This window comes from Nocardia sp. CS682 (assembly GCF_004634405.1).
Classification (GTDB): Bacteria; Actinomycetota; Actinomycetes; order Mycobacteriales; family Mycobacteriaceae; genus Nocardia; species Nocardia ninae.
In genome coordinates, this window is record NZ_CP029710.1 from 8412430 (window position 1) to 8433956 (window position 21527).

Sequence of the window (21527 nt, forward strand, 5' to 3'; positions counted from 1 at the left end):
ACTACATGAGTGCCGCGCGGCGCGGTGGTTGGTGGCCCTGGCCGCGGCTGCGGTGCTGGCAGGTGCCGCGGACACGAGATCAGCCGGGCGGCACCACCAGCTACCTCACTGGTGATGACCGATTGGCCGCGTCGGTAAAGCGCTCGTCGTCTGCTCGTTGCCGCGGGATGCGCTGCTCAGCTGTTATCGAGTTCGGCGTTGACCATCTTCTCGAATTCGTCGCGGCCATGGACGCCCAAGGCGCCGCCGAGTGCGATCGCCAACCGGTCGAACGGGTCCTCCAGTGGCAGTTCCGCCAGATTTTCCGCGAGCTCGGGAACCGTCCAGAGTGCGCCATCCTTATTGATCTGCGCGCCGCGCGACCAGCCGTGGTTGACCGCGATCGAGCCGCCGCGTACCGACAGGACCTGTCCGGTCAGTGGGCAACCCTCGCTTACCAGGTATGCGACCAGTGGAGCCACCACGGCGGGATCCCTCGGGTCCGGTTCTCCGTCTGTCAGCGTCTGGTCCATACCGGGCACCGAGTTCGTCAGCCGAGTGCGCACCATCGATGGGCTGACGCAGTTCACCCGGACCCCTAGCCGCCGCAGTTCGAGCGCGTGCACGGTGGTCATGGCCGCGACTCCGGCGTTGGCTGCCGCATAGTTCGTCTGCGTGGGCAGTGGGTTGAGCAGGCCGGAACCCGAGGCGGTGTTGACGATGGCGCGGTCGGTACGCACGCCGTCGTCCACCCGTCGGCGCCAGTATGCGGTGGCCCAGCGACTCAGCGCGAAGGTTCCTTTCAATTTGACCGCGACAACCTCGTCGAACTCCGCTTCGGTCAGCCGCTCGAGCCCCTTGTTGACCTCGATCGCAGCGTTGTTGACCACTGCGTGCAGATCGCCGAACTCCGTGATTGCCCGCTCGACCATGCGCTGGACGTCCGCCCAATCGGCAACGCTGCCGGTGTCGGCGACCGCCTGCCCGCCCCGCGCGCGAATTTCGGCGACCACCTTGTAGGCCACCCCCTCGTCGCCCCCACGCCCATCGATGTCCACGCCGGGGTCGTTTACGACTACGTTCGCACCCCTGGCCGCCAGGTACAGCGCCTCCGCCCGGCCGATCCCGCGCCCGGCACCGGTCACCAGCACCGTCCGTCCGGTCAATTCACTGATCACGACACGTCTCCTCTTGCAATGCTTACCGCTCGATATGAGTGCACTCAGTATACTAATAATCTAGGTGTATTAAGTTGTATGGTGCATTATGCTCGCCTGGTGCCAGATGAAGTTGGACGTCGGGAACGAAAAAAGCGGCTCACCCGGCAGGCGCTGGTGGACGCGGCCGTCCGCCTGTTCACCGACCAGGGCTACGACCAGACGAGCGTGGCCGACATCGCGGAAGCCGCCGATGTCAGCAAGCGCACGTTCTTCCTGCACTTCCCCACCAAGGAAGACGTGCTGCTGGCCGATGGCGGCACGCGGATCGACCTGGCGGTGCAGACCATCGAGGGACGGCGACCCGACGCGCCGATGGGCGAGGTGTTGGCCGAGGCAACGAAGAACATGATCGCCAACGCCGCCGCCGGTGACCTGCCGAAGGGACTCGCGGCGCTTCGTGCCCGGCTGATAGTCACCACACCCGCCGTTCAGGCGCGCGTGCTGCACACCATGTTCACCGCTCAAACCCGAATCGCCGCAGCGCTGCGCGAGGCGTACCCGGACACGCTCAACGAGGTCACCGCGGCCGGCATCGTCGGTGCGCTAGCGGGTGCCGTCAGCGCCGCCGCCGTCGCCAGCCTGCAACGCGGCGAGCCACCCGAACGGACCCGAGCCGCAATGCAACACGCCGCTGAGATCGCACTGCGCTACGTGGAATCGCTCGACGCGCCCGACTCCACCGGGCACGCCGCGCCACCGGCCTATACAGCAAAAACAGTCCACACCCGCCGATGACCGACATCGGGTTCGGACACCGACATCCCTGACTTCCACCACATTCAGGCAGTGCCTGACGAGGAGGTCAGCTGTGGCCAGGTCGGCGACCCGCGTGGCGGTCGATTCGTCCGCAGCGGGATTCAATGCAGTCGCCGGCATGGTGCTTGCGGCAGCAGTGGAGATGAGGCGTGATGACGAGGGAAGAAGGCTTCGATCGTCGGATCGAACTGTTCCGGACGGAGCTGCTCGCTTACTGCTATCGGATCCCGAGCGCATCGAGCAGGATCGGCAGCGAGCGGTGAAAGTTGTCCTGCCAGTAGGGCGGGCTGTGGGTGCCTGCGGTCAGGTGCGTGGTCACGGTGGCGTGCAATGCCTGCAATCGGTCGGCGACCAGTCGGGTGCTTTCGCCCATGACCGCCTCGGTCGGGTCGACCATGCTGGCGGGGAATTCACTTGCGAGCCTGTCGATTTCAGGGAAGAGGGATTCGCGTGGCAGGTTCGAGGGGTCGAATTCGCCGGGGGAGCCGTCACCGCTGGATAGATAGAGAGGGATCTCGGCCAGCTTGTCAGTCAGATAGTAGGGATCGTTGGCCATCCAGCGCGCTCGATCGCGAACCGGGTCACCCCACAACGCGGAGCCGTCGATATCGAGGAAGGTAGCGGCACCGAGCACCACCTCTGGACGTCGGACCGGGTGCAGCCAGCCGCTATAGCTGGCGGCGGCGCCGAACATACCGGGCCGCAGGGCGGCGTATTTCAGTGCGCCGTAACCCCCTTGAGAAATACCCGCGATCGCCCGCTTCCGGCTCGCGCCGAAGTCGCGTTCGAGCAGCGGAATCATCTGGTCGAGGTGGAAGGACTCGATTCTCGGCTCGCCGACGGCCCAGTCGGTGTAGAACCCGAACATCGGCATTCCCGGGATCACGATCAGGACGTCTCGGAGCTGCGCTATGCCGGCAATGTCGGTGTCGGTGGTCCAGCTGGTGTGGTCGCCGTCGCCGCCGGGGAGCAGGTACAGCACCGGCCAGGTGCGCCCCGGGGTGCGATCGTGCCAGCCGGGTGGGGTGAGCAGTCGAATCGTGGTGTCCTGTGCAAGGGCATCCGACCGCACCGTGAGATCGACTGTCCGTTCGTCGAGGCGCTGCTGTGCGACCGTCTCGATGTCCCCGCTGCGACCCGCGCCCGGCCGCTCGGGCACGGTCGTCGATGACGTGCACGCCGCCGCCGCGAAGGTCGCGGTCAATGCGAAAAGCGTTGCGCCTTTACGAAATCGGCGACGAACCAGATCGAACATGCCGTCGACGCTACGGATCTGCCGACTGCGCCCGCATCGGGAACCACCCCGATGCGGACCCCGATTTCACCGGTGCTCGCACTCGCTGATCGGCGGGTGCGGTCGTTTCTCGTGACGGCCTGCACAACCCTCCATGTTGACGCCGTTCACATCGTGCAATATGTTAACGGTGTTCGCATCGCTCGGCGGACCGAGCCGAACTTGCTCGCTTCCCGCGGGCGCTGATCGAGGAGAAGTGGGATCACGATGCGTGCCACGGCGTTGTTGCGTAGTCCGAAGATCTGGGTGTTCACCGTGTTCGGGGCGGTGCTGGGTTTGGTGTTGTCGTTGGGTTATCTGGGTGGGGTGCTCGACACCGATGCACCAGCGGGCCGGATCCCGATTGTTTGGGTCGACGCCGATACCGCGGCTGGGAATGGTTCGGCCGCAGCGGTTCTCACCGAGCAGGTCCGGTCCGGGCCGGCTTCGGGTGCGGCGCAGTGGATCTTCGCCGACAGCGAGGACGACGCCCGCCGGTTGTTGTCCATGGGCGACGGTTATGCCGCGGTGATCATTCCGGCGGATTTCAGTGCGCGCCTGGCGGCGTTGACCGATCCGCGTCAGCCATCGGCGGCTGTCACGGTCACGCTGTTGACCAATCCGATCGCGGGACCGGCGGCGACCGGCACCGCGACAGGGGTGGCTCAGCAGGTGCTGGCACAGCTGTCGCGGGCCTTGGGGACCGAACTCGTCGCCCACCTGCCCGCAGGTGCCGCTGCCGAATCGGGCCCGGCGCGGGTGCTTGTGGCGAATCCGATCACGGTGGTGACCGTGCCGCTGGCCCCCGCTCCCGCGCACACCGCGGGCGGGATGGCGGCCTTCTACTACACGCTGGTGCTGATCCTGACCGGATTCCTCATCGCACAGTTGCTGCACTCCGGCGTCGATGGGGTACTGGGATTCACGCCGCGCGAGTTTCTGCACACGCGAGCGACCCATGCTCCGTTGCCGATCGGGCGGGTGCAGACCTTGCTCGCCAAGACCGCGCTGATGACGGGCTGTGCGGTGGTCGCGGCCTCGGTGATCGAGACCGTCGCGGTGGCCGGGCTCGGCATGCCGACCGTCGCACCGCTGGGGTTGTGGGCGTTCTCGGTGCTGGCCGTGACGACGGCCGGCGTGCTGCCGCTGGTGCTGCTCGCGGTGTTCGGTTCACCGGGAGCGCTGCTGGCGACGGTGGTGCTGCTGGTATTCGGGGTGCCGTCCTCGGGTGGCGCCTACCCGCCCGAGCTGTTGCCCGCGGCGTTCCGCTGGCTGGGCGAGGTGCTGCCCATGCGGTACATCACCGACGGTGTCCGAGACCTCGTGTTCGATACGCCCGCAACGACATTGACCCGCAGCGTGCTCGCGGTCGCGGTGTGGCTGGTGGCTGGACTGGCGGCCGGGATAGCGCTCACCAGCTTCTACGACCGCTCCGGCCGGGCCAGGATCAGTGCCCACGAACGCGGCCTGCAAACCGCGTGAACATCGAATTCCTTTGTAGTGCAACCAGTTCGACTAGGAGTCTGTCATGTCCACTATCCCGCCGCTCGCGCTGAGCAGCACCTGGGGTTCGGTTTCGCGTACCGGCCGCTGGCAGGTGCCGGATTCGATCACCGTGACCTCGACCATGGGCTCGATTCTGCTGGACTTCACCGCCGCCGACTGCCCGCATCAACAGGTCGAGGTCCGGGTGAGCTGCCAGGCGGGCAAGGTCACCCTGATCGTGCCCGCGGACTGGGCGGTCGATGCGAACGAGCTCGTCGCCGGCGGTGCCGGAGTCACCGTCACCGGGGAGCATCGCGGCGACCCCGGCATGCCGTTGCTGCATGTGACGGGGCGAGTCGTCTGGGGCGGAGTGCTGATCACCGACCCGCAGGGTGCGCGCACCCGCGACGACGGTGGTCAGCGCCGCCGCGAACGGCACGACCGTCATCGCGACCGCCACCACTGACCGATCGACGGGCTATCCGATCAGGGCGCGGGTGATGAACTGCTGGGTCCGCGCAATGGTCTCCTGCTGCTCGCTCGCGGGCAGCGAAGCCAGCGGGCCGTCGACCAAAAGTGTGGCGATCCCGTGAATGGTTGCCCATACCGGCGTCTCGGCACCCGGCCGCCGAGACGCCGGTAATACCCCGGCGGCGACCAGTCCATCGAGCGCATCCGTCAGCAACCGAAACGACTCCGAAGACCTCACCGTCGGAACCTCGTGGGTGAACGCGGACCGGAACCACCCCGACTCGGTCTGGGCGAAGCGCACATACCCTCGGCCCAACGCGTGCAACCGCGCCAGTGCCTGCGCGCCGGCTTCGGTCTCGGATGCCACCGGCTCCGACGCCATTGCTCGCGTGAGTTCTTGCTGCGCATGCGCTTTCACCGCGATGATCAGGTCCTGATGGTTGGCGAAGTGCCGGTACGCCGAGGTCGCCGAGACGCCCACTCGTCGTGCAGCCTCGCGTAACACGATCGCCTCCGGCCCGCCCGCCCGCGCCAGCTCGATCGCGGCCTCCACTAACGCATTCGGCAAATCCCCGTGGTGATAACCCTTCCGTGCAGATTCCGCCATGCGGACGCACTCTACCTTCAAATGTTGACAGCGTTCCCATTGCACCTTATGTTAACAGCATCAACATATCCGGCGAGAAGTCCCGCCGACCCCTTTCCCCGTTTCGCTCCCCCAGAAGAGGGCTACCTCCCATGCGCAAGCCAACCATTGTTCTCGTCCACGGTGCCTTCGCCGATGCCACCAGCAGTTGGAACTCCGTCGCCGCCAACCTGATTCGCCGTGGCCACACCGTGCTCGCCCCCGCCAATCCGCTACGCGGCCTGCGCCACGACGCCGACTACCTACGATCCGTGCTGGAAGCTGTTGCGGGCCCGATAGTGCTGGTCGGCCACTCCTACGGTGGCGCGGTCATCACCCAGGCCGCCACCGGTGCCGACTCGGTCACCGGCTTGGTCTACATCGCCGCCTTCGCCCCCGACGAGGGCGAAAGTGCCGCAGCGCTCGACGAGAAGTTCGGCGGCGCGGCCCAGCACATCACCCAGGCCCGTCCACTGCCCGGCCCCGACCCGCAAGGCCCGCCCAACATCGAACTCACCATCGACCCGGCGCATTTCCACACCGCCTTCGCACCCGATGCCGACCCCGACACCGCCGCTGTCCTCACCGTGACCCAGCGCCCGCTGGCCTTGGCCGCCATGCTCGAACCGGCCGGCGCACCCGCCTGGAAGACTTTGCCCAGCCATTACGCCCTCGCCACCCGCGACCAGATGATTCCCCTTGCGGGCCAACGGCTCATGGCCGCCCGCATGAACGCCACCACCATCGAAGTCCCCACCGGCCACGCGGCCATGCTCGGTGCGCCCGAAGCCCTCAGCGGACTCATTGCCGGCGCTGCGGAGTAGCCGGTGTGCGCGCACCGTCGAGCGCGCACCCGGCTACCACCCGGGCCCGTTTCGGTCCGCCGCTTCGTCGCCTGGCCGATGAGCGACCATGCGCCGCTTGATCGTCGATCAGGTGCGGCCGGCGCGGACGATGCGGGAGTTCAACAGATCCGGGTCCGGGCCGAGCTCGGCCCGGCCGATGAAGTCGGCGAGCACGTCCGCCGAGTTGCGGTCGTCGATGTGGGTGAAGCCCGCGGCACGCAACTCCGCCGCCATCTCGGGCGCGGTGAAGTAACTCAGCCACGGCTCGCCGAGGGCGGCGACCCGCTCCGCCCTGGCCGCGAGTGCCGCCCGATACTCGGGCGCGGCCGCCGACGGCGGGCCGATGTAGTCGGCGACCACACGCACCGGGGCCGCGTGCTCGGCGATGTAGCGCAGGGTGCCCCGGACTGTGTCCGGGGCCAGGTACATCACGACACCCAGCCAGAGGAAGACGGCGGGTTCGTCGCGTGCGAAGCCCGCCGCCGCCAAACCCTGCGCGAGCGTGGCGGTTTCGAAGTCGACCGGCGCGAAGGTCAGCGAACCGGGGACCTCGATCGCGGCCTCGGCCAGCCGCATACGCTTCCACGTCTGCGTCGCGGGATGATCGACCTCGAAAACGCGCAGTCCGGCATGCGGGTTGCGGTAGGCGAACGTGTCCAGGCCTGCGCCCAGGCTCACCGCCTGCCGCACCCCGTCGGCCACCGCGTCGGCGATGGTGTCCTCGGCAAAGCGGGACCGGGCCGCCAAACACAGGCGTCGTAGCCGTTGCAGAGCGGCATCGGCCGCCGATTCGCCGGGCGGGGCGACTGCCGCCTCGCTCAGTTCCTCGGCACGCACCCCGGCGATCGCCGCAGCCAACGGGTCGGTGAGCACCCGTGGCTCGGGTGCGACCTGGTGGTAGGCGCGGGCGTACGCGGTGGCCAGGGCCGTCCGGCTCGGCTGTCCGGTCTCCATGGGGCGTCCGATCTCGCCGCGGTCAGAGCTGCGCCTGGACCTGTTCGGCGATCAATTCGAGGTGGTCGAGGTCGGCGAGGTCCAGAATCTGCAGGTAGATCCGCTGTGCACCGATCTCGGCGTACCGGCCGATCTTGTCGACCACCTCGGCCGGCGAACCGGCCAGCCCGTTGGTCTTGAGCTCGTCCACTTCGCGGCCGATCGCCGCGGCCCGCCGCGCCACCTCGGCATCGTCGGCGCCGACGCAAGCGACCAGCGCGTTCGAGTAGATCAGGTCGTCGGCCCGGCGTCCCCGCGCCTCGGCGGCCGCGCGGACCCGCCCGAACTGGGCGGCGCTGTCCTCGATGGACGAGAACGGCATGTTGAACTCCGTCGCGTACTGCGCGGCCAACCGTGGCGTGCGAGTCGCGCCGTGTCCGCCGATCAGCACCGGCACGGGATCCTGCATCGGCTTCGGCAACGCGGGGGAATTGGTCAGCTGGTAGTGCTCGCCGTCGAAGTCGAACTTGTCACCCGGCTTGGTTGACCACAAGCCGGTGATGATCGCGAGCTGCTCCTCGAACCGAGCGAATTTATCTGCGGGAAAAGGGATTCCGTAGGCGGCGTGCTCCTCGGCGAACCAGCCGCTGCCGAGCCCAAGCTCCACCCGGCCGCCCGACATCTGGTCGACCTGGGCGACCTGGATCGCCAGCGGTCCGGGCAGCCGGAACGTTGCGGCGGTCACCAGCGTGCCCAGGCGGATCCGCTTGGTCTCCCTGGCCAGCCCGGCGAGGGTGATCCAGGCATCGGTGGGGCCGGGCAGGCCATCCGCGCCGCCCATCGCGGCGTAGTGGTCGGACCGGAAGAACGCGTCGAATCCCAGGTCCTCGGTGGCTTTGGCCACGGTCAGCAACGTGTCGTAGCTCGCACCCTGCTGCGGCTCGGTGAAGATGCGCAAGTCCATGATCACCATGGTGCCCGAGGACGTTTCCATCCGGTACGGCCGGGGGTTGCGGCTCATCCCGCACTATGAAGTTCACCACCGCGAGGATGGGTGAGGATTGGAGAGTGGCGATGAGTGATTTCGTTTCGGGGATTGTGGCGTATCCGGTGACGCCGTTCAGTGCGGACAGCGGCAAGGTCGATGAGCAGGTGCTGCGGGCGCTGGTGGATCGGCTGGTCGAGGCCGGAGTGGATGCTGTTGCGCCGCTGGGGAGTACGGGGGAGAGCGCGTACCTCGACGACCAGGAGTGGGCGGCGGTGGCATCGATCTGTGTGGAGCAGGTCGACCGGCGGGTGCCGACCGTGGTCGGGGTGTCGGAGTTGACCACGGCGGGAACGATTGCGCGCGCCCGGCTCGCCGAACGGCTCGGTGCCACGGCCCTCATGATGTTGCCGGTGGCGTACTGGCGGTTGACCGAGGATGAGCTGCGCAGGCACTTCACCGCCGTGGCCGATGCGGTGGCGCTGCCGGTCATGGCGTACAACAATCCCGGCACCAGCGGCATCGATATGTCGCCGGAGTTTCTGGTGGATCTTGTTGCGGGTGTGGACAACATCACGATGATCAAAGAATCCAGTGGTGATATCGCGCGGATGCGCCGGATCGCGGAGCTCGGTGGGGCGGGCTTGCCGTTCTTCAACGGCAGTAATCGGCTCGCGTTGCAAGCATTCGACGCCGGAGCGGCGGGATGGTGCACGGCCGCAGCGTGTTTGGTGCCCGAGCGGATCACCGAGGTGTGGCGACTGCTGAGAGCAGGCGATAGCGAGTTGGCGACAAAGCTTTTCGGACAACTGGAACCGTTGCTCACCGCGTTGACCCGTGACGGACTACCGAGAACCGTCAAAGCGGGACTGCGTTCACTCGGCATCGACGTCGGCGACCCGAGACCGCCCTTGCTGCCGGTGGATGACGACACCCGCCGCACGATCGCCGAACTGATCGCTGCGGCTGCACGATAAGGCGGCAACGAGCCGGCTGCGGTAGTACCCACCCACCCGTTCAGGCCGGGTTGTCGTAGTGCCGGCCTGCCCTGCCGGATGGGTCGAAGTGACGGCGTGCCGGGGCGTGCCGGTCGTAGTGCTGACGTGCCCGACCAGACGGCGTCGCGCTCGCGCTACTGTCGGATCGGACATGGCGCACCACTCGCAGGCGGTGTGCAACGAGCAAAGGAGCCGATGTGCCGGACCGAGACCTGCCTGTCGTCGTGGTGATGGGGGTGTCGGGATCCGGCAAGTCGACCGTCGGCCGCGCGGTAGCCGCCGAACTGGGCGTCGAATACGCCGAGGGTGACGACTTCCACCCCAGGGCGAACGTGGCGAAAATGGCGGCCGGAATCCCGCTGGACGACGCCGATCGGTGGCCCTGGCTCGATGAGGTCGCCGCATGGATGGCCGAGCGCGGCGAGCACGGCGGCGTCATCACCTGCTCGGCGCTCAAACGCGCCTACCGTGACCGACTGCGTGCCGCAGCACCCACCGCGTTTTTCCTACATCTCACCGCGCCCCGCGAGGAACTCGCACACCGAATGGCCGCCCGCACCGGACATTTCATGCCGTCGAGTCTGCTCGACTCCCAGCTCGCCGCGCTCGAACCACTAGCCGATGACGAGCGCGGCACCGCAGTCGACGCGACCCGAGATCCGGCGGAGCTGGCACGGGAGACGGCGACAGCGTTGCACGGGTGACGCGGCAGCCGGACGCGCGCGACGACGCGGCCGGCGCCCCGAGCACGCCGTCCGATCTACACCTTCGCCGTCAACTCCTCGGCAATCGCCCCGCAGAAGTCGGCGAGATCATCAGGATTGCGCGAGGTGATCAGCGCCCACCCGTCCTCAGCGGAACGCACCACCGGTTGATCGACCCACCGTCCGCCGGCGTTGTTCACATCCGTGCGCAGCGAGAAGTACGACGTCAGCGTCTTGTCAGGCGTGAGCCCGGCCTCCACGAGCAACCACGGCCCGTGGCAGATCGCGGCAATCGGCTTACCCGCCGCGGCGAACCCCTTGGCCAGTTCGACCGCGCGGTCTTCCACACGCAACTTGTCGGCGTTGACCGTGCCGCCGGGCACCACCAGCACGTCGTAGTCCTCGACCTCGACCTCATCGAACGCCGAATCCGGCTGTACCGTGACGTCCTTCTCGGTGTCGTGCTCGAACGTCTGTACCTGCTCGTTCTTGGGCGCGGCATGCACGACGGTGGCACCCTTTTCCTTCAGCTCCCGCTGCGGTACCAGCAGCTCATCGCGCTCTACACCCGTGTTCGACGTGATGATCAGTACGCGCGTCCCATTCAGTTCGTCCGACATGCCGACTACTCCTTTCGTTCGTCCCAGGAGTAGGCGTGCCGCGAAAACGGAAGGCTAAACCCGTCAGAGCCCACTGAGTCGGGAAAGCACCGCGACGGCCACGTCGGCGCTGCGACGCGGACCACAGGCTCTAGCGCAGGCCGGGCTACGCAGACGGGTCGTGATCACGTGCAGGTCCCGCCGGACGGACTCGGCAGGCAAACCCCGGAGATATCCGAGATCAGCAGCCCCGCGCCGACGAGCAGCGAGCCCACCGCGACCACCCCGAACAGCCCGACCCACAGCAGCCCGGGCAGGTGGGTGAGGCGGGCGAGCTGGTCGGCGTCGGAGGCGACGTCCTGCTGGTAGCGGCTGCGCAACTGCCGGGAGCGTCCGCGCTGCAGTTCGAGCACCGGTCGTGCGCCCGCGAGCAGCAGGAACCAGGCGCCGAGGTAGGCGAAACCCGCCTGCAACGTGTCGGTGCCGAACCAGGACACGGCGAACACGGTCGCGCCGACCGCGAACACGGTCAGCATGCCGTAGACATTGCGCGTCATGATCAACACTCCGGCCAGCAGCGCGATGGCGGTCCAGAGCATCAGTGTGATCCTGCTCGCGCCGAGCAGCGCGGCGAACCCCAGCCCGAGCAGCGGCGGCGCGGGATAGCCCGCCATCGTCGTGAGAATCATGCCGAGCCCGTAGGGTTTTCCGCTCGACACGGTGAGACCCGAAGTGTCCGAATGCAATCGGATGCTGTTGAGCCTGCGCCCGGTGAGCAGCGCGACCAGCGCGTGCCCACCCTCGTGCGCGATGGTCACGATATTGCGGGTGAACCGCCACAGCGGGGTGTACCCGACCAGTACGAGCGCCACCACCCCGGCGCCTGCCACCAGCCACCATGGCGGCTGGGTTTGGGTTGTCGTCAGGCGGTCGACGATGGAGGTGCCCCGCTCGACCCATTCGGCTCTGTCCACCGCCGCACTCTAACGGTTACCGCCGCACCGGGCGCGCCTCAACCGGCGGCCGACATCTCCGCTCGGAGCTGGCGCTTGTAGATCTTTCCGGCGTCGTCGCGGGGGAGTTCGGCCACGATCCGCAACGCCTTCGGCACCTTGTAAGAGGCGAGCTGCCCGACCAGCGCCGCGCGGATGCCTTCCTCGGTGAGCTCCGCACCGGGACGCGGAACAACTTGCGCGGCAACGGCTTCGCCGAGATCACCGGCGTCCGGGATACCGAACACCGCGACATCCTCGACACCGTCCAGCGACATGATCGCGTTCTCGATCTCGGCGGGATAGATGTTCACCCCGCCGGAGATGATGAGCTCGCTGGACCGCCCGGTGAGATAGAGGAACCCCTCATCGTCCAGATAACCGCGGTCGCCGACGGCGAGGAAACCCGGCACCGGGCTCGCCGATTCGTCGGTGTCGTGCAGGTAGCGGAACCTCGGCCAGTAATCGGCGCCGCGCACGAACACCCGACCGGTCTCGCCCGCGGGCAGCGGCTCGCCCGCGTCGTCGACGACCACCACCGCCGCACCGTCCGCCGGGCGGCCGACGCTACCCGGATGCGCCAGCCACTCTCGGGCGGAGATCCAGGTGATGGTGCCCGCCTCGGCACAGCCGTAGTACTCGATCAGCGCATCCCCGAACCAGTCGATCGCAGCCCGCTTCACCGCAGGCGGGCACGGTGCCGACGAGTGAATGATGTGGGTAAGGCTGGACACGTCGTAGCGACCGCGCACGTCCTCGGGCAGCGACAGCAGCCGGGACAGCATGGTCGGCACGACCTTGGCCTGATTGATGCGGCGCTGGTCGACCAGCCGCAGGAACTGCTCGGCATCCCAGCGCGTCATGATGGTGAGGTTGGTGCCCACCCGCATCGCCAGCGTCGCGATCCCGTTCGGGCTGGCGTGGTACAGCGGTCCCGGAATCACCGCCTGCCCGCGCGGCGTGAGCCCGAGCCGTTTGGCCGCGCTGCCCGCGATCGTCAACCACTGGTGCGGCGTCATCCGTTCGCGCAGTACACCTTTGGGGCGTCCGGTGGTGCCGGAGGTATAGATCAGTCCGGTCGAATCGTCGCGCGCGCCCTCGATGCGGCCCAGCGGTTCGGGGTGGCCGGCGATCCACTGTTCCAGGGTCGGATGCCTGCCGGTCGGCTCGGCCAGCGCCGCGTCCAGGCCGGCCTCGGCGAGCATCTCGCGCGGCATCGCGATCTCGAGAATGGTCGTATCATCCTGCGGCACAGCCCGTTCCGCGATATCGATGAACTCGGTGTGCGCGACCACCAGGCAGGCGTTGCTGTCGCCGAGCACGTGCGCGACCTCGGGCACCTGCCAGCGCGTGTTGATCGGCACCGCGTTCGCCCCGCACGCCGCGACGGCCAGGGACACCTCGAGAAACTCGATGTCGTTGCGGACCATGATCGCCACGCGGTTCCCGGGCTGCACTCCCGCCTCCGCGAGCGCGGCCGCCAGCCGTCCCGCGCGCTGGTGCGTCTCGGCCTGCGACCGGACGCGTCCCGCGCAAGTGATGGTCGGGGTCGATGAAGCATCATCCATGATTCGCAGTCTGCCACTCCGTCAGCAACCTCGTAGCACAAGCGGGTCACGAGGTTTTGGTGAGGGTTCCCGTCATGTCGCCGAGTACTCCGTGGGTGGTGTACGACAAGGTGCCGTCGGACTGTAGCCGGACGGTGGTGGTCGCCCCTTCGTCGTTGCAGCCGCCGCCGTCCTCGGTGAGTCGGGCGATCAGCGTGAGTGTGTCCGACGACGCATCCGTGAGTGTTTCCGCTCGACCACATTTAAGCCCGATGACATTTCCGGTGTTGGCGGAACTGCCGATTTCCGTGCCGAGCGCTCCCTCGTTCAGCGTCAAGACGATGTCGTAGCTACCGAGTTTGTCCTCGACCACGCCCTTCCATTCGCCGATGAACGCGTCCGGGACGTCGGCGGCGGGAGTGCCGGGGGAGTCGGTGGATTGGGTGGCGGAGCCACCGGGTCCGCGGGCGATCTGTTTGGTGATCACGAAGGCGGCGACTGCGACGGTGAGGCACAGGGCGAGCGCGGCGGCGATCAGTGCGGCGCGCCGCTTCGGGCGTGCTGCCGGGCGGGCCGCGGGGTGCTGAGCGTCCGGCGGGTTGGTCGAAACATCTTGTGGGCCACGGGAATACGACTGGTCGGACGGGTACGCGGGCTGCCCGGCCGTGAAGGTCGTGTGTCCTTGCGACTGCGCGCTAGGTCCCGACAGGTGTGTCGTCTGCCCCGGCGAAGGCGTGGTCTGTCCTGTCAGGTGCGTCGTCTGTCCTGACGGGTACGGGGTCTGACCCGACTGGTGCGCTGCCTGCCCCGGCGTATGTGCTGTCTGCCCTGCGGGGTTCGGGGTCTGCGCCGTTTGTTGCGGCGAACCCGGCCGTCCCGGCGGACGCGCTGCACCCGGCGGCTCAGCGGCATCCTGCCACCCCGAGCGCGGGGCCAGTTCCGCCTGCCCGAACCCGGGAAGACTGGTGGCGGCCCGCACATTCGGGTCCAGAAACGCCTGGGCCACCGTGTCGGCGGCGCGCGCCGAATCCACGTCCGTCTTGCCGAGCGCCTCAGGCACGTCGAACGGGCCGGAATCCAGATCGAGCAACTCCACTGCGCGCCTGCTGACCTCCTCCAGCGCCGGACCGGGCAGCCAACCGCCACGGCCGGGAATGCCGAGGGCTTGCAGGTCGGCGATGATCCGCTCGGGAGTCGGGCGCGCGGCGGGGTCCTTGGTGAGGCAAGCGGCGATGAGCGGCCGCAGTCGATCCGGCACCCCGTCGAGTTCGGGCTCCTCGTACACCACCCGCCACAGCATCTGCACCATCTCGCCGACCCCGAACGGCCCGTGCCCGGTGGCCGCGAACACCAGCACGCCGCCGAGCGCGAACACATCGCTCGCCGGGCCGACCGGACTACCGGTCACCTGTTCCGGACACATGAATCCCGGTGAGCCGATGACCTTTCCGGTGGTGGTGAGCTGGCTGTCCTCGATCGCCCGCGCGATGCCGAAGTCGATCACCTTGGGCCCGTCGAGGGCGAGCAGCACATTGGACGGTTTGAGGTCGCGGTGCACCAGCCCCGCCGCATGGACGGCGACCAAGGCCTCGGCCAGTCCGTGCGCGAGCACCAGCAGCGAGCTCTCGGTGAACGGCCCGTACTCCTCGACCGCCTCGGTCAGTGAGAAACCCGCCACGTAACCCGTCGCCAGCCACGGCGGGTTCGCATCGACATCGGCATCGAGGACCTGCGCGGTGAACCGCCCGCCCACCCGTCGCGCCGCGGTCACCTCGCGGCGAAAGCGCACCCGGAACTCGTTGTCGCCGACCAGGTCCGGCCTGATCACCTTCACCGCAACCGTCCGCCCACCGGCATTGCGTCCCAGATACACCCGGCCCATGCCGCCCGCACCGAGCACGCCGAGTAGCCGGTAGTCGCCGATCCGGGTCGGATCGTCTGCGCCGAGCGGTCGCATCGCGATGCGGCTCCCTTCGAGTGTCGAACATCGAAAGGTTACCTACCGCTTGCCACGCTGTCTGGTCCAGTCGCCCGATTGACCAGGGGCTTACGCGGCTTCGCTCTGCTCCTAAGCGGCCGTTGCGGTCGACATCGGCGCAGGCCGCTCGTGCCGCACGTACCTGGCCAGCAGGAAGGCCGCGATCGCCGCAGGGATGTTCATCAGCACGCCGTACACCGCGCCCGGCACCGCCATCGCACCGTTGTGCAGCACCGAACTCGCGATGGCAATGGCGATCGCACCGTTGTGAATCCCGATCTCCATGGCCGAGGCGATCGCCTGATCGGCATCGATCCCGAACAGCCGTGGCACGAAATACCCCACGGCCAGACTGATCACGGCGAACAACAGACTCAGCGAGGCGAGCTTGCCGATGTTCTCGGTGAGCGTGCTGAAGTTTTTCGCCACGGCGGCGAGCACGACCAGCGCGAGCACCACGATCGACAGGATCTTGACGTTGCCGCGCATCCGCTCGGCCCAGGCGGTGAACCGGCGGTGTACCCACATACCGATCGCCACCGGCACCAGCACGATCGCGAACACCTGCGCGAACTTGTCCGGCCGGAGCCCGAACGACCCGTCGCCGTCCATGAATCGGCTGAACGCGAACGCGACGATCAACGGCATGGTGAACACCGCGAGCACCGAATTGATCGCGGTGAGCGTGATGTTCAGTGCCACATTGCCGCCCGCGATGTGGCTGAACAGATTGGCCGACGGTCCGCCCGGTGACGCGGCGAGCAACAGCATGCCCACGGCGAGCGCCCCTTCGAGGCGGAACAGATAGATCAGCCCGAGGCACACCGCGGGCAGCAGCACCATCTGGCAGAGCAGCGCGATCAGCGCGGCTTTCGGATAGCGCAGCACCCTGGCGAAATCGTCGACGGCCAGGGTCAATCCGAGCCCGAACATCACCAAGGCCAGGGCCAGCGGCAGGAACACCGCGAAAATCGTTGAACCCACGGGGATCTCCTCCTCAGCCGAGCGGCCGGCCCACACGCAGCCGACACCGAGTGACGACGTTATCGATCCACGGCGCGCGTCGCCAGTCCAAATACCGAGGGTTGAGCTCTAAGGTTGCCGCCGATTCACGCCGTGACGATCTCGCCGTCGGCGGCAGATCGGCGTGCGGACTCCAGCACGCGCAGTGTGGCGACGGCGTCGCGCGGGTCGACCGGGACGGGCCCGCCGTCGAGCAGAGCGGTAGCAAGTGCGGAGTAGAAAGCCGGGTAGTCGCCCGCGATGGTGGGGACCCGTTCGACGGCGGGCTCGGCGCCGAAGACACCCCAGTGCTCGGATTCGACTGTGCCCCAAGGCTTGCCGTCATCCGGACGGCGCCCAGCGCGCAGCGTGCTTTCCTGCGGATCCAGACCGTAGCTGACATACCCCGCCTGGGAACCGAGCACTCGAAATCGCGGACCAAGCTGCGGCGCAACGGCACTCATCCAGAGGTGAGATCGAACGCCAGAGGTGTGCGTCAGCGCGAGGAAGGCGTCGTCATCGGTCTGCACGCCCTCGCGTCGCTGATCCAGTTCGCAGTACACCGATTCCACCGGCCCGAACAGGGTCAGCGCCTGATCGATCAGATGGCTGCCGAGGTCGAAGAGCAGCCCCGCGCCGTCGGCGGCGCCGCCCAGCTCCCGCCAGCCGCCCTTCGGCACCGGACGCCAGCGTTCGAAGCGCGACTCGAAGCGCCGCACCTGCCCGAGCCGACCGGCTTCGGTGAGGGCGCGCACGGTCAGGAAGTCGCCGTCCCAGCGACGATTCTGAAAAACAGTCAGTGCCAGCCCGGCTCGCTCGGCTCGCTCGACCAGCTCCTCGGCCTCGGCGACCGACACCGCGAACGGCTTGTCCACCACGACCGGCAGGCCCGCGTCCAACGCCTGCCTGGCCAGCGGCGCATGCGTCCGGTTGGGCGTAGCGATGACGACGAGATCTATCCCAGCGGGATCCGCGAACAGTTCGTCGGCGGTAGCGACCACCCGCACGCCGGGATGCTCCCGTTCGGCCTGCGCCTTCCGCTCGGCCGACGAGGTGACCACCACCGCCACCCGCAGCCGCGGATCGGCGGCGATCAGCGGCGCGTGGAAAACCGACCCGGCCAACCCGTACCCGAGGACAGCGACCTCTAGCGTCATGCCTCGACGCTAGCGGATCGTCCCAGGAATTCGGGTCATGCCCCGAGCGGCCGTCGCTGACTAGCGTGCCTGTCATGCGGGGCCACGCGACTCGATGGGCGCCGGTTCTCGGCCTGCTCGTGGTGGCGCCGTTCATCGGTGAATTCCTGCTCGGCAATCTGACCGTGTCGGAGTTGCCGCTCGGCCTGCTGCTGGCGCCGATGTACGGGTGCGGCGCGCTGCTGGTGCGTGAGATCGGCAGGCGCACCCGGGGTTGGCCGACGATGGTGCTACTGGCGGCCGCGTACGCGCTGTTCGAGGAGGGGCCGGTCGATCAGCTGCTGTGGAACGACTCGTACGCGCAGCAGGACCTGCTGACCGGGGCGACATATATCCCGGCGGTCGGGATGAGTGTCGCGCTGACCCAGCAGGTGTTGTCGCTGCACACGATCTGGAGTATCTGCGTGCCGATCGCCTTGGTCGAAGCGATCGCCGGTGAGCGGCGAAACACGCTGTGGCTCGGGCGAATCGGGTTGACGGTCACGTCGGCGCTGTTCGTCGCCGGCTCGGTGTTGGTCTGCTACGGCAACTACAGCGAGGAGCACTTCGTCGCCTCGCCCTGGCAGATCGGCTCGGTCACGGTGGTGATCGTGCTGCTGGTCGTCGCCGCCTCAGTGGTCGTGCCTGAACGCGTCGACCGGACGGTGGGCGAGCCACCCGCGTCATGGCTGGTCGGGCTCGCCGCGCTGGTGGGTTCCAGTGCCATCCTGGTTTCGTCCGATTGGCGCGGGTGGGTCGGCGTCGGAGTGTGGTTCGCTGCGGTGGGGCTCGGGGCCTGGTCGGTGGTGCGGTGGTCGCGCCGGATCGGGTGGACCGAGCGGCACACCTGCGCGCTCGCCGTGGGGGCGACGCTGACGTATGTGTGGATCTCATTCCCGATGCAGCCCGAGAGCGGTGGATCGGTGCTCATCGATCTGCTGTCGAACGGCTTGTTCGGGATCGCAGCCTGTCTGCTTGTGGTCTGGGCAATGCGACGGGCTGCACATATGTCGAACTAGCGGCGGTGGTCGGGCGCGCCGTCTAGCGACTTCCCGAATCTGTGCCGACTGGACACGGTGCGCGGCCGACGTGCCGACACACGGGCGATGAGCCGACATGGCTGACGATGGCCGATATGCCTGGCGATGGCCGATGCAGCGCGATGGTCGGCCGAGACGGACACCGAGTGGCGGTCTGCCTCACTATCGCCCGTCGGCAACAGTGAAGCAACCTTAGTCTTGCTTACGACCGCGCCCACCTTGCGACCCTGCGAGGCAGCAGGCAGGTAGATGGTTCCATTCGGAAATAGGTCCACCGCAGTGCATCTCATGACCGCACCGGCCCGTAGCGGCTGTGTTTACACCGTATTCTCCTGTCGAATATCGGCAATTACTCAGCAAATCTGTGAGTAATCTTAAAGCGTTTCCTAACGGGCAAAACGGAAATAAGTCTGCGTGACAGACGTCACGAGTATGCATTTCGGCGATGCGTATTCCCGCTAGTTACCGCCAATTCGTGGCCTCTGAGGTGGAGCTTTACGGAATATTTGCAATACACCCAGTGACCTGCTGCAACGTGCCTTCAGTTGCTGGATCTGAGGTTTGCTGTCGAAATACTGGCCGACCTCACCTACGTTTGAAATGTCGCTTAGTCAATGCTGATAAGGCGTTCTGTATCGCACCTTCTGTAGACCCAACGGAGGCCGCACATGCGTGTGCCGCTGATTACGGCGAAGAAAACTCGGACAGAATTGACGTCCCGGATACCGGGCAAGGTGGTGCCGCGCCTGTCCACCGACATGCTCACCCGACTCCCCGTCTCGGTCGCCAGGCCGGGCTTCGCCCCGCGCAGCCTGACCGCCGGGATCCTGCACCTCGGCTGCGGCTCGTTCCACCGCGCGCACCAGGCCCTGGCAACCCAGCATGCGATGAACGAGACCGGCGATCCGCGCTGGGGCATCACCGCCGTCGCCATCAACCGCCCGACGGTCGTCGACGCGCTGCGGGCGCAGGACCACCTGTACACCACGCTGCTGCACGAAGACGGTGCGGCGCGGGTGGAGGTGGTCGGCTCGATCACCGAGGCCGTGCACGCCCCGACCGATCTGATCGGTGTGCCGCAGCGCATCGCCGACCCGCGCGTCAAGATCGTCACGCTCACCGTCACCGCGAGCGGTTACTGCGTATCGCCGGTCACCGGCCGGTTGGAGGTGGACTGCCCCGGCGTCCGCCACGATGTCCGGTTCCCGACCCGGCCGATCACCCCGATCGGCATGCTCGCGCAGGGTCTCGAACTGGTCCGGCGGCGGGGCAGCACCCCGCCGGTGATCATCAGCTGCGACAACCTGTGCGCGAACGGCAGCACCCTGCGCCGTGCGGTCATCGATTTCGCCTTGCTGCGCGACGACCATCTCGCCGAGTGGATCGCCAGGCACGTGCAGTTCCCGAACAGCGTGGTGGACCGCATCGTGCAGCCGACCGCGCCCACCGACGCCGCGGTCGCCCGCAACTGGCTCGGCGGCATCGAGGACCTCGCACCGGTCTCGGCCGAGCCGTTCATGACCTGGACCATCGAGGACTTCGACGGCGAGCGCCCGCAGTGGGAACTCGGTGGCGCCCAATTCGTCGCCAACGTCAAGGATTACGAGCTGGCCAAGCTTCGCCTGCTCAACGGCACGCACATGCTGCTCGCGTACCTGGGTGGCGTGGCAGGCCACCGCACCATCGCCGACGCGACGGCCGATCCGGCACTGGCGGCACTGGCCCGCCAGTTCATGCTGGACGAACAGGGACCGACGCTGGCCCTGTCGACCCCCGAATTACGCAGGACCGTAGACGATTTGATGCGCCGCTTCCGCAATCCGGCCATCGCTCAGGACATGACGCGCATCGGCCGCAACGGCTCGGACAAGATGATGCCCCGGGTCGTCGACGCCCTGCGCGACAACATCGCCGCAGGCAGGCCCACCCCCGGCGCGACCTTGCTGATCGCCGCGTGGATACGGTGGTTCACTGCCAGCCACGCCCCCGACGCGGTGATGGAGCTGATCGACCCGAGGGAAGATTCGCTCGCGGTGCTGGTCGACGCCGACCCGCATCGCTGTGCGCAGGCGTTCTTGCAGCGCACCGATATTTTCGGCACGCTACCGGAACTGGAGAACGTGCAGCGGCAGGTCGGTGACGCCCTGGCCGAAATGACCCGCGACGGTGTCGCGGCCGCGGTCCGGCGCCGGTTGGCGCCGCAATCGGAAGGGAGCATCGGGTGAACGCCGAAAACCCGGTTCGCGCAGTAGTGTTCGATATGGACGGGTTGCTCATCGACTCGGAGAGCCTGGCCATGGAGTCGCTGGTCTCCGCGGGCGCCGAGCTCGGCTACGAGATGGCACCCGAGTTCTGTCGCAGCATGATCGGCGTGCCCGCCGACCGCTGCCGCACGCTCGCCGCGGCCGCGTATGGTCGCGGATTTCCGCTGGAGGAGTACTTCGACCTGCACGAGGTACACCTGCGCAGGCTCGTCGACGGCGGCAGGCTGACCACCAAGCCCGGCGCGGTGGCGCTGCTCGACGCGCTCGACGCGCAAGGCGTCCCGAAGGCGATCGCGACGTCGTCGTCGCGGGAGCGCGCCGACCACCACCTGCAACTGGCCGGCATCGCGGACCGGTTCGACGTGGTCGTGACGCGTCAGGACGTGACCAAGGGCAAGCCCGACCCCGAGCCGTACCTCAAGGCGATGGCGGCGCTCGGCGGCGAGGTGGAAACCACACTCGCACTGGAAGATTCGACCAACGGCCTACGTGCTGCCTGCGCCGCTGGCCTGCGCTGCATCCTCGTTCCCGATCTGGTGCAGCCGACCGAGGAGTCCCGCAGGCTCGCGCACCGGCTGTACCCGGATCTGCATCAGGTCATCGAATACCTCGCGGTCGCCAATGCGGCCTCGACCGCGTCGACCGCATAGGCGAGA

The 21527-nt window shown here is 67.6% G+C and carries 20 protein-coding genes; 9 read left to right on the forward strand and 11 right to left on the reverse strand.

Annotated elements, in window-relative coordinates; translation table 11 throughout:
* Positions 1-176 precede the first annotated feature (176 nt).
* Complete coding sequence (locus tag DMB37_RS38035; RefSeq protein ID WP_135236853.1) at positions 177-1157, reverse strand: SDR family NAD(P)-dependent oxidoreductase; 981 nt, start codon at positions 1155-1157, stop codon at positions 177-179.
* Between the two features lie 99 nt (positions 1158-1256).
* On the opposite strand from DMB37_RS38035, the gene DMB37_RS38040 reads away from it, so the two are divergent.
* The gene (locus DMB37_RS38040) at positions 1257-1934 is read left to right on the forward strand and encodes a TetR/AcrR family transcriptional regulator (RefSeq protein ID WP_135236854.1); all 678 of its coding nucleotides are present in this window, start codon (positions 1257-1259) and stop codon (positions 1932-1934) included.
* Positions 1935-2172: 238 nt separating this feature from the next.
* Here the strand turns inward: DMB37_RS38040 and DMB37_RS38045 are convergent, their stop codons facing one another.
* Positions 2173-3210 carry an alpha/beta hydrolase family protein gene (locus DMB37_RS38045; RefSeq protein ID WP_135236855.1) on the reverse strand — a complete coding sequence of 346 codons (1038 nt, stop codon included), beginning with the start codon at positions 3208-3210 and terminating at the stop codon, positions 2173-2175.
* A gap of 246 nt (positions 3211-3456) precedes the next feature.
* On the opposite strand from DMB37_RS38045, the gene DMB37_RS38050 reads away from it, so the two are divergent.
* Both DMB37_RS38050 and DMB37_RS38055 read left to right on the forward strand, forming a co-directional pair.
* A complete protein-coding gene (locus DMB37_RS38050) occupies positions 3457-4710 on the forward strand; it encodes a YhgE/Pip domain-containing protein (RefSeq protein WP_135236856.1) in 1254 nt (417 codons plus the stop codon).
* 46 nt (positions 4711-4756) lie between these two features.
* Positions 4757-5179 (forward strand): LiaF domain-containing protein, encoded by a 423-nt coding sequence (locus DMB37_RS38055; protein WP_135236857.1) that lies wholly within the window; start codon positions 4757-4759, stop codon positions 5177-5179.
* A gap of 12 nt (positions 5180-5191) precedes the next feature.
* Here DMB37_RS38055 and DMB37_RS38060 read toward each other — a convergent pair whose 3' ends face one another.
* Positions 5192-5791: a TetR/AcrR family transcriptional regulator gene (locus DMB37_RS38060; protein ID WP_135236858.1), complete on the reverse strand. Its 600-nt coding sequence runs from the start codon at positions 5789-5791 to the stop codon at positions 5192-5194.
* 131 nt (positions 5792-5922) lie between these two features.
* Here DMB37_RS38060 and DMB37_RS38065 point away from each other — a divergent pair, with 131 nt between their 5' ends.
* Complete coding sequence (locus DMB37_RS38065; protein WP_135236859.1) at positions 5923-6633, forward strand: alpha/beta fold hydrolase; 711 nt, start codon at positions 5923-5925, stop codon at positions 6631-6633.
* A gap of 108 nt (positions 6634-6741) precedes the next feature.
* Here the strand turns inward: DMB37_RS38065 and DMB37_RS38070 are convergent, their stop codons facing one another.
* Together DMB37_RS38070 and DMB37_RS38075 are read right to left on the reverse strand one after the other, a co-directional pair.
* Complete coding sequence (locus DMB37_RS38070; protein ID WP_135236860.1) at positions 6742-7608, reverse strand: class I SAM-dependent methyltransferase; 867 nt, start codon at positions 7606-7608, stop codon at positions 6742-6744.
* 22 nt (positions 7609-7630) lie between these two features.
* Entirely contained in the window at positions 7631-8551 is a 921-nt protein-coding gene (locus tag DMB37_RS38075) for an LLM class F420-dependent oxidoreductase (RefSeq protein ID WP_135238072.1), read from the reverse strand.
* 110 nt (positions 8552-8661) lie between these two features.
* On the opposite strand from DMB37_RS38075, the gene DMB37_RS38080 reads away from it, so the two are divergent.
* Positions 8662-9549 (forward strand): dihydrodipicolinate synthase family protein, encoded by an 888-nt coding sequence (locus DMB37_RS38080; protein WP_135236861.1) that lies wholly within the window; start codon positions 8662-8664, stop codon positions 9547-9549.
* Positions 9550-9800: 251 nt separating this feature from the next.
* Complete coding sequence (locus DMB37_RS38085) at positions 9801-10274, forward strand: gluconokinase (protein ID WP_135238073.1); 474 nt, start codon at positions 9801-9803, stop codon at positions 10272-10274.
* A 56-nt stretch (positions 10275-10330) separates the two neighbouring features.
* Here the strand turns inward: DMB37_RS38085 and DMB37_RS38090 are convergent, their stop codons facing one another.
* From DMB37_RS38090 to DMB37_RS38115, 6 genes are all read right to left on the reverse strand, one after another.
* Positions 10331-10894, reverse strand: a complete 564-nt coding sequence (locus DMB37_RS38090; protein WP_135236862.1) for a type 1 glutamine amidotransferase domain-containing protein — start codon at positions 10892-10894, stop codon at positions 10331-10333.
* 164 nt (positions 10895-11058) lie between these two features.
* The gene (locus tag DMB37_RS38095; RefSeq protein WP_135236863.1) at positions 11059-11847 is read right to left on the reverse strand and encodes a M50 family metallopeptidase; all 789 of its coding nucleotides are present in this window, start codon (positions 11845-11847) and stop codon (positions 11059-11061) included.
* A gap of 38 nt (positions 11848-11885) precedes the next feature.
* Positions 11886-13433 carry an AMP-binding protein gene (locus DMB37_RS38100; protein WP_135236864.1) on the reverse strand — a complete coding sequence of 516 codons (1548 nt, stop codon included), beginning with the start codon at positions 13431-13433 and terminating at the stop codon, positions 11886-11888.
* Positions 13434-13479: 46 nt separating this feature from the next.
* Complete coding sequence (locus tag DMB37_RS38105; RefSeq protein ID WP_135236865.1) at positions 13480-15369, reverse strand: serine/threonine-protein kinase; 1890 nt, start codon at positions 15367-15369, stop codon at positions 13480-13482.
* A gap of 111 nt (positions 15370-15480) precedes the next feature.
* The gene (locus DMB37_RS38110; RefSeq protein ID WP_135236866.1) at positions 15481-16374 is read right to left on the reverse strand and encodes a bile acid:sodium symporter family protein; all 894 of its coding nucleotides are present in this window, start codon (positions 16372-16374) and stop codon (positions 15481-15483) included.
* A 125-nt stretch (positions 16375-16499) separates the two neighbouring features.
* Positions 16500-17549: a Gfo/Idh/MocA family oxidoreductase gene (locus DMB37_RS38115; RefSeq protein ID WP_135236867.1), complete on the reverse strand. Its 1050-nt coding sequence runs from the start codon at positions 17547-17549 to the stop codon at positions 16500-16502.
* Between the two features lie 74 nt (positions 17550-17623).
* Here DMB37_RS38115 and DMB37_RS38120 point away from each other — a divergent pair, with 74 nt between their 5' ends.
* The 3 genes from DMB37_RS38120 to DMB37_RS38130 all read left to right on the forward strand — a co-directional run bounded on the left by DMB37_RS38120 (position 17624) and on the right by DMB37_RS38130 (position 21521).
* Complete coding sequence (locus DMB37_RS38120) at positions 17624-18586, forward strand: DUF998 domain-containing protein (RefSeq protein ID WP_135236868.1); 963 nt, start codon at positions 17624-17626, stop codon at positions 18584-18586.
* Between the two features lie 689 nt (positions 18587-19275).
* Positions 19276-20832 carry a mannitol dehydrogenase family protein gene (locus tag DMB37_RS38125; protein ID WP_135236869.1) on the forward strand — a complete coding sequence of 519 codons (1557 nt, stop codon included), beginning with the start codon at positions 19276-19278 and terminating at the stop codon, positions 20830-20832.
* On the forward strand, positions 20829-21521 hold the full coding sequence (locus DMB37_RS38130; protein WP_135236870.1) for an HAD family phosphatase: 693 nt from the start codon (positions 20829-20831) through the stop codon (positions 21519-21521). Before DMB37_RS38125 ends, DMB37_RS38130 begins: the two co-directional genes overlap by 4 nt.
* The last annotated feature ends 6 nt before the right edge of the window (positions 21522-21527 follow it).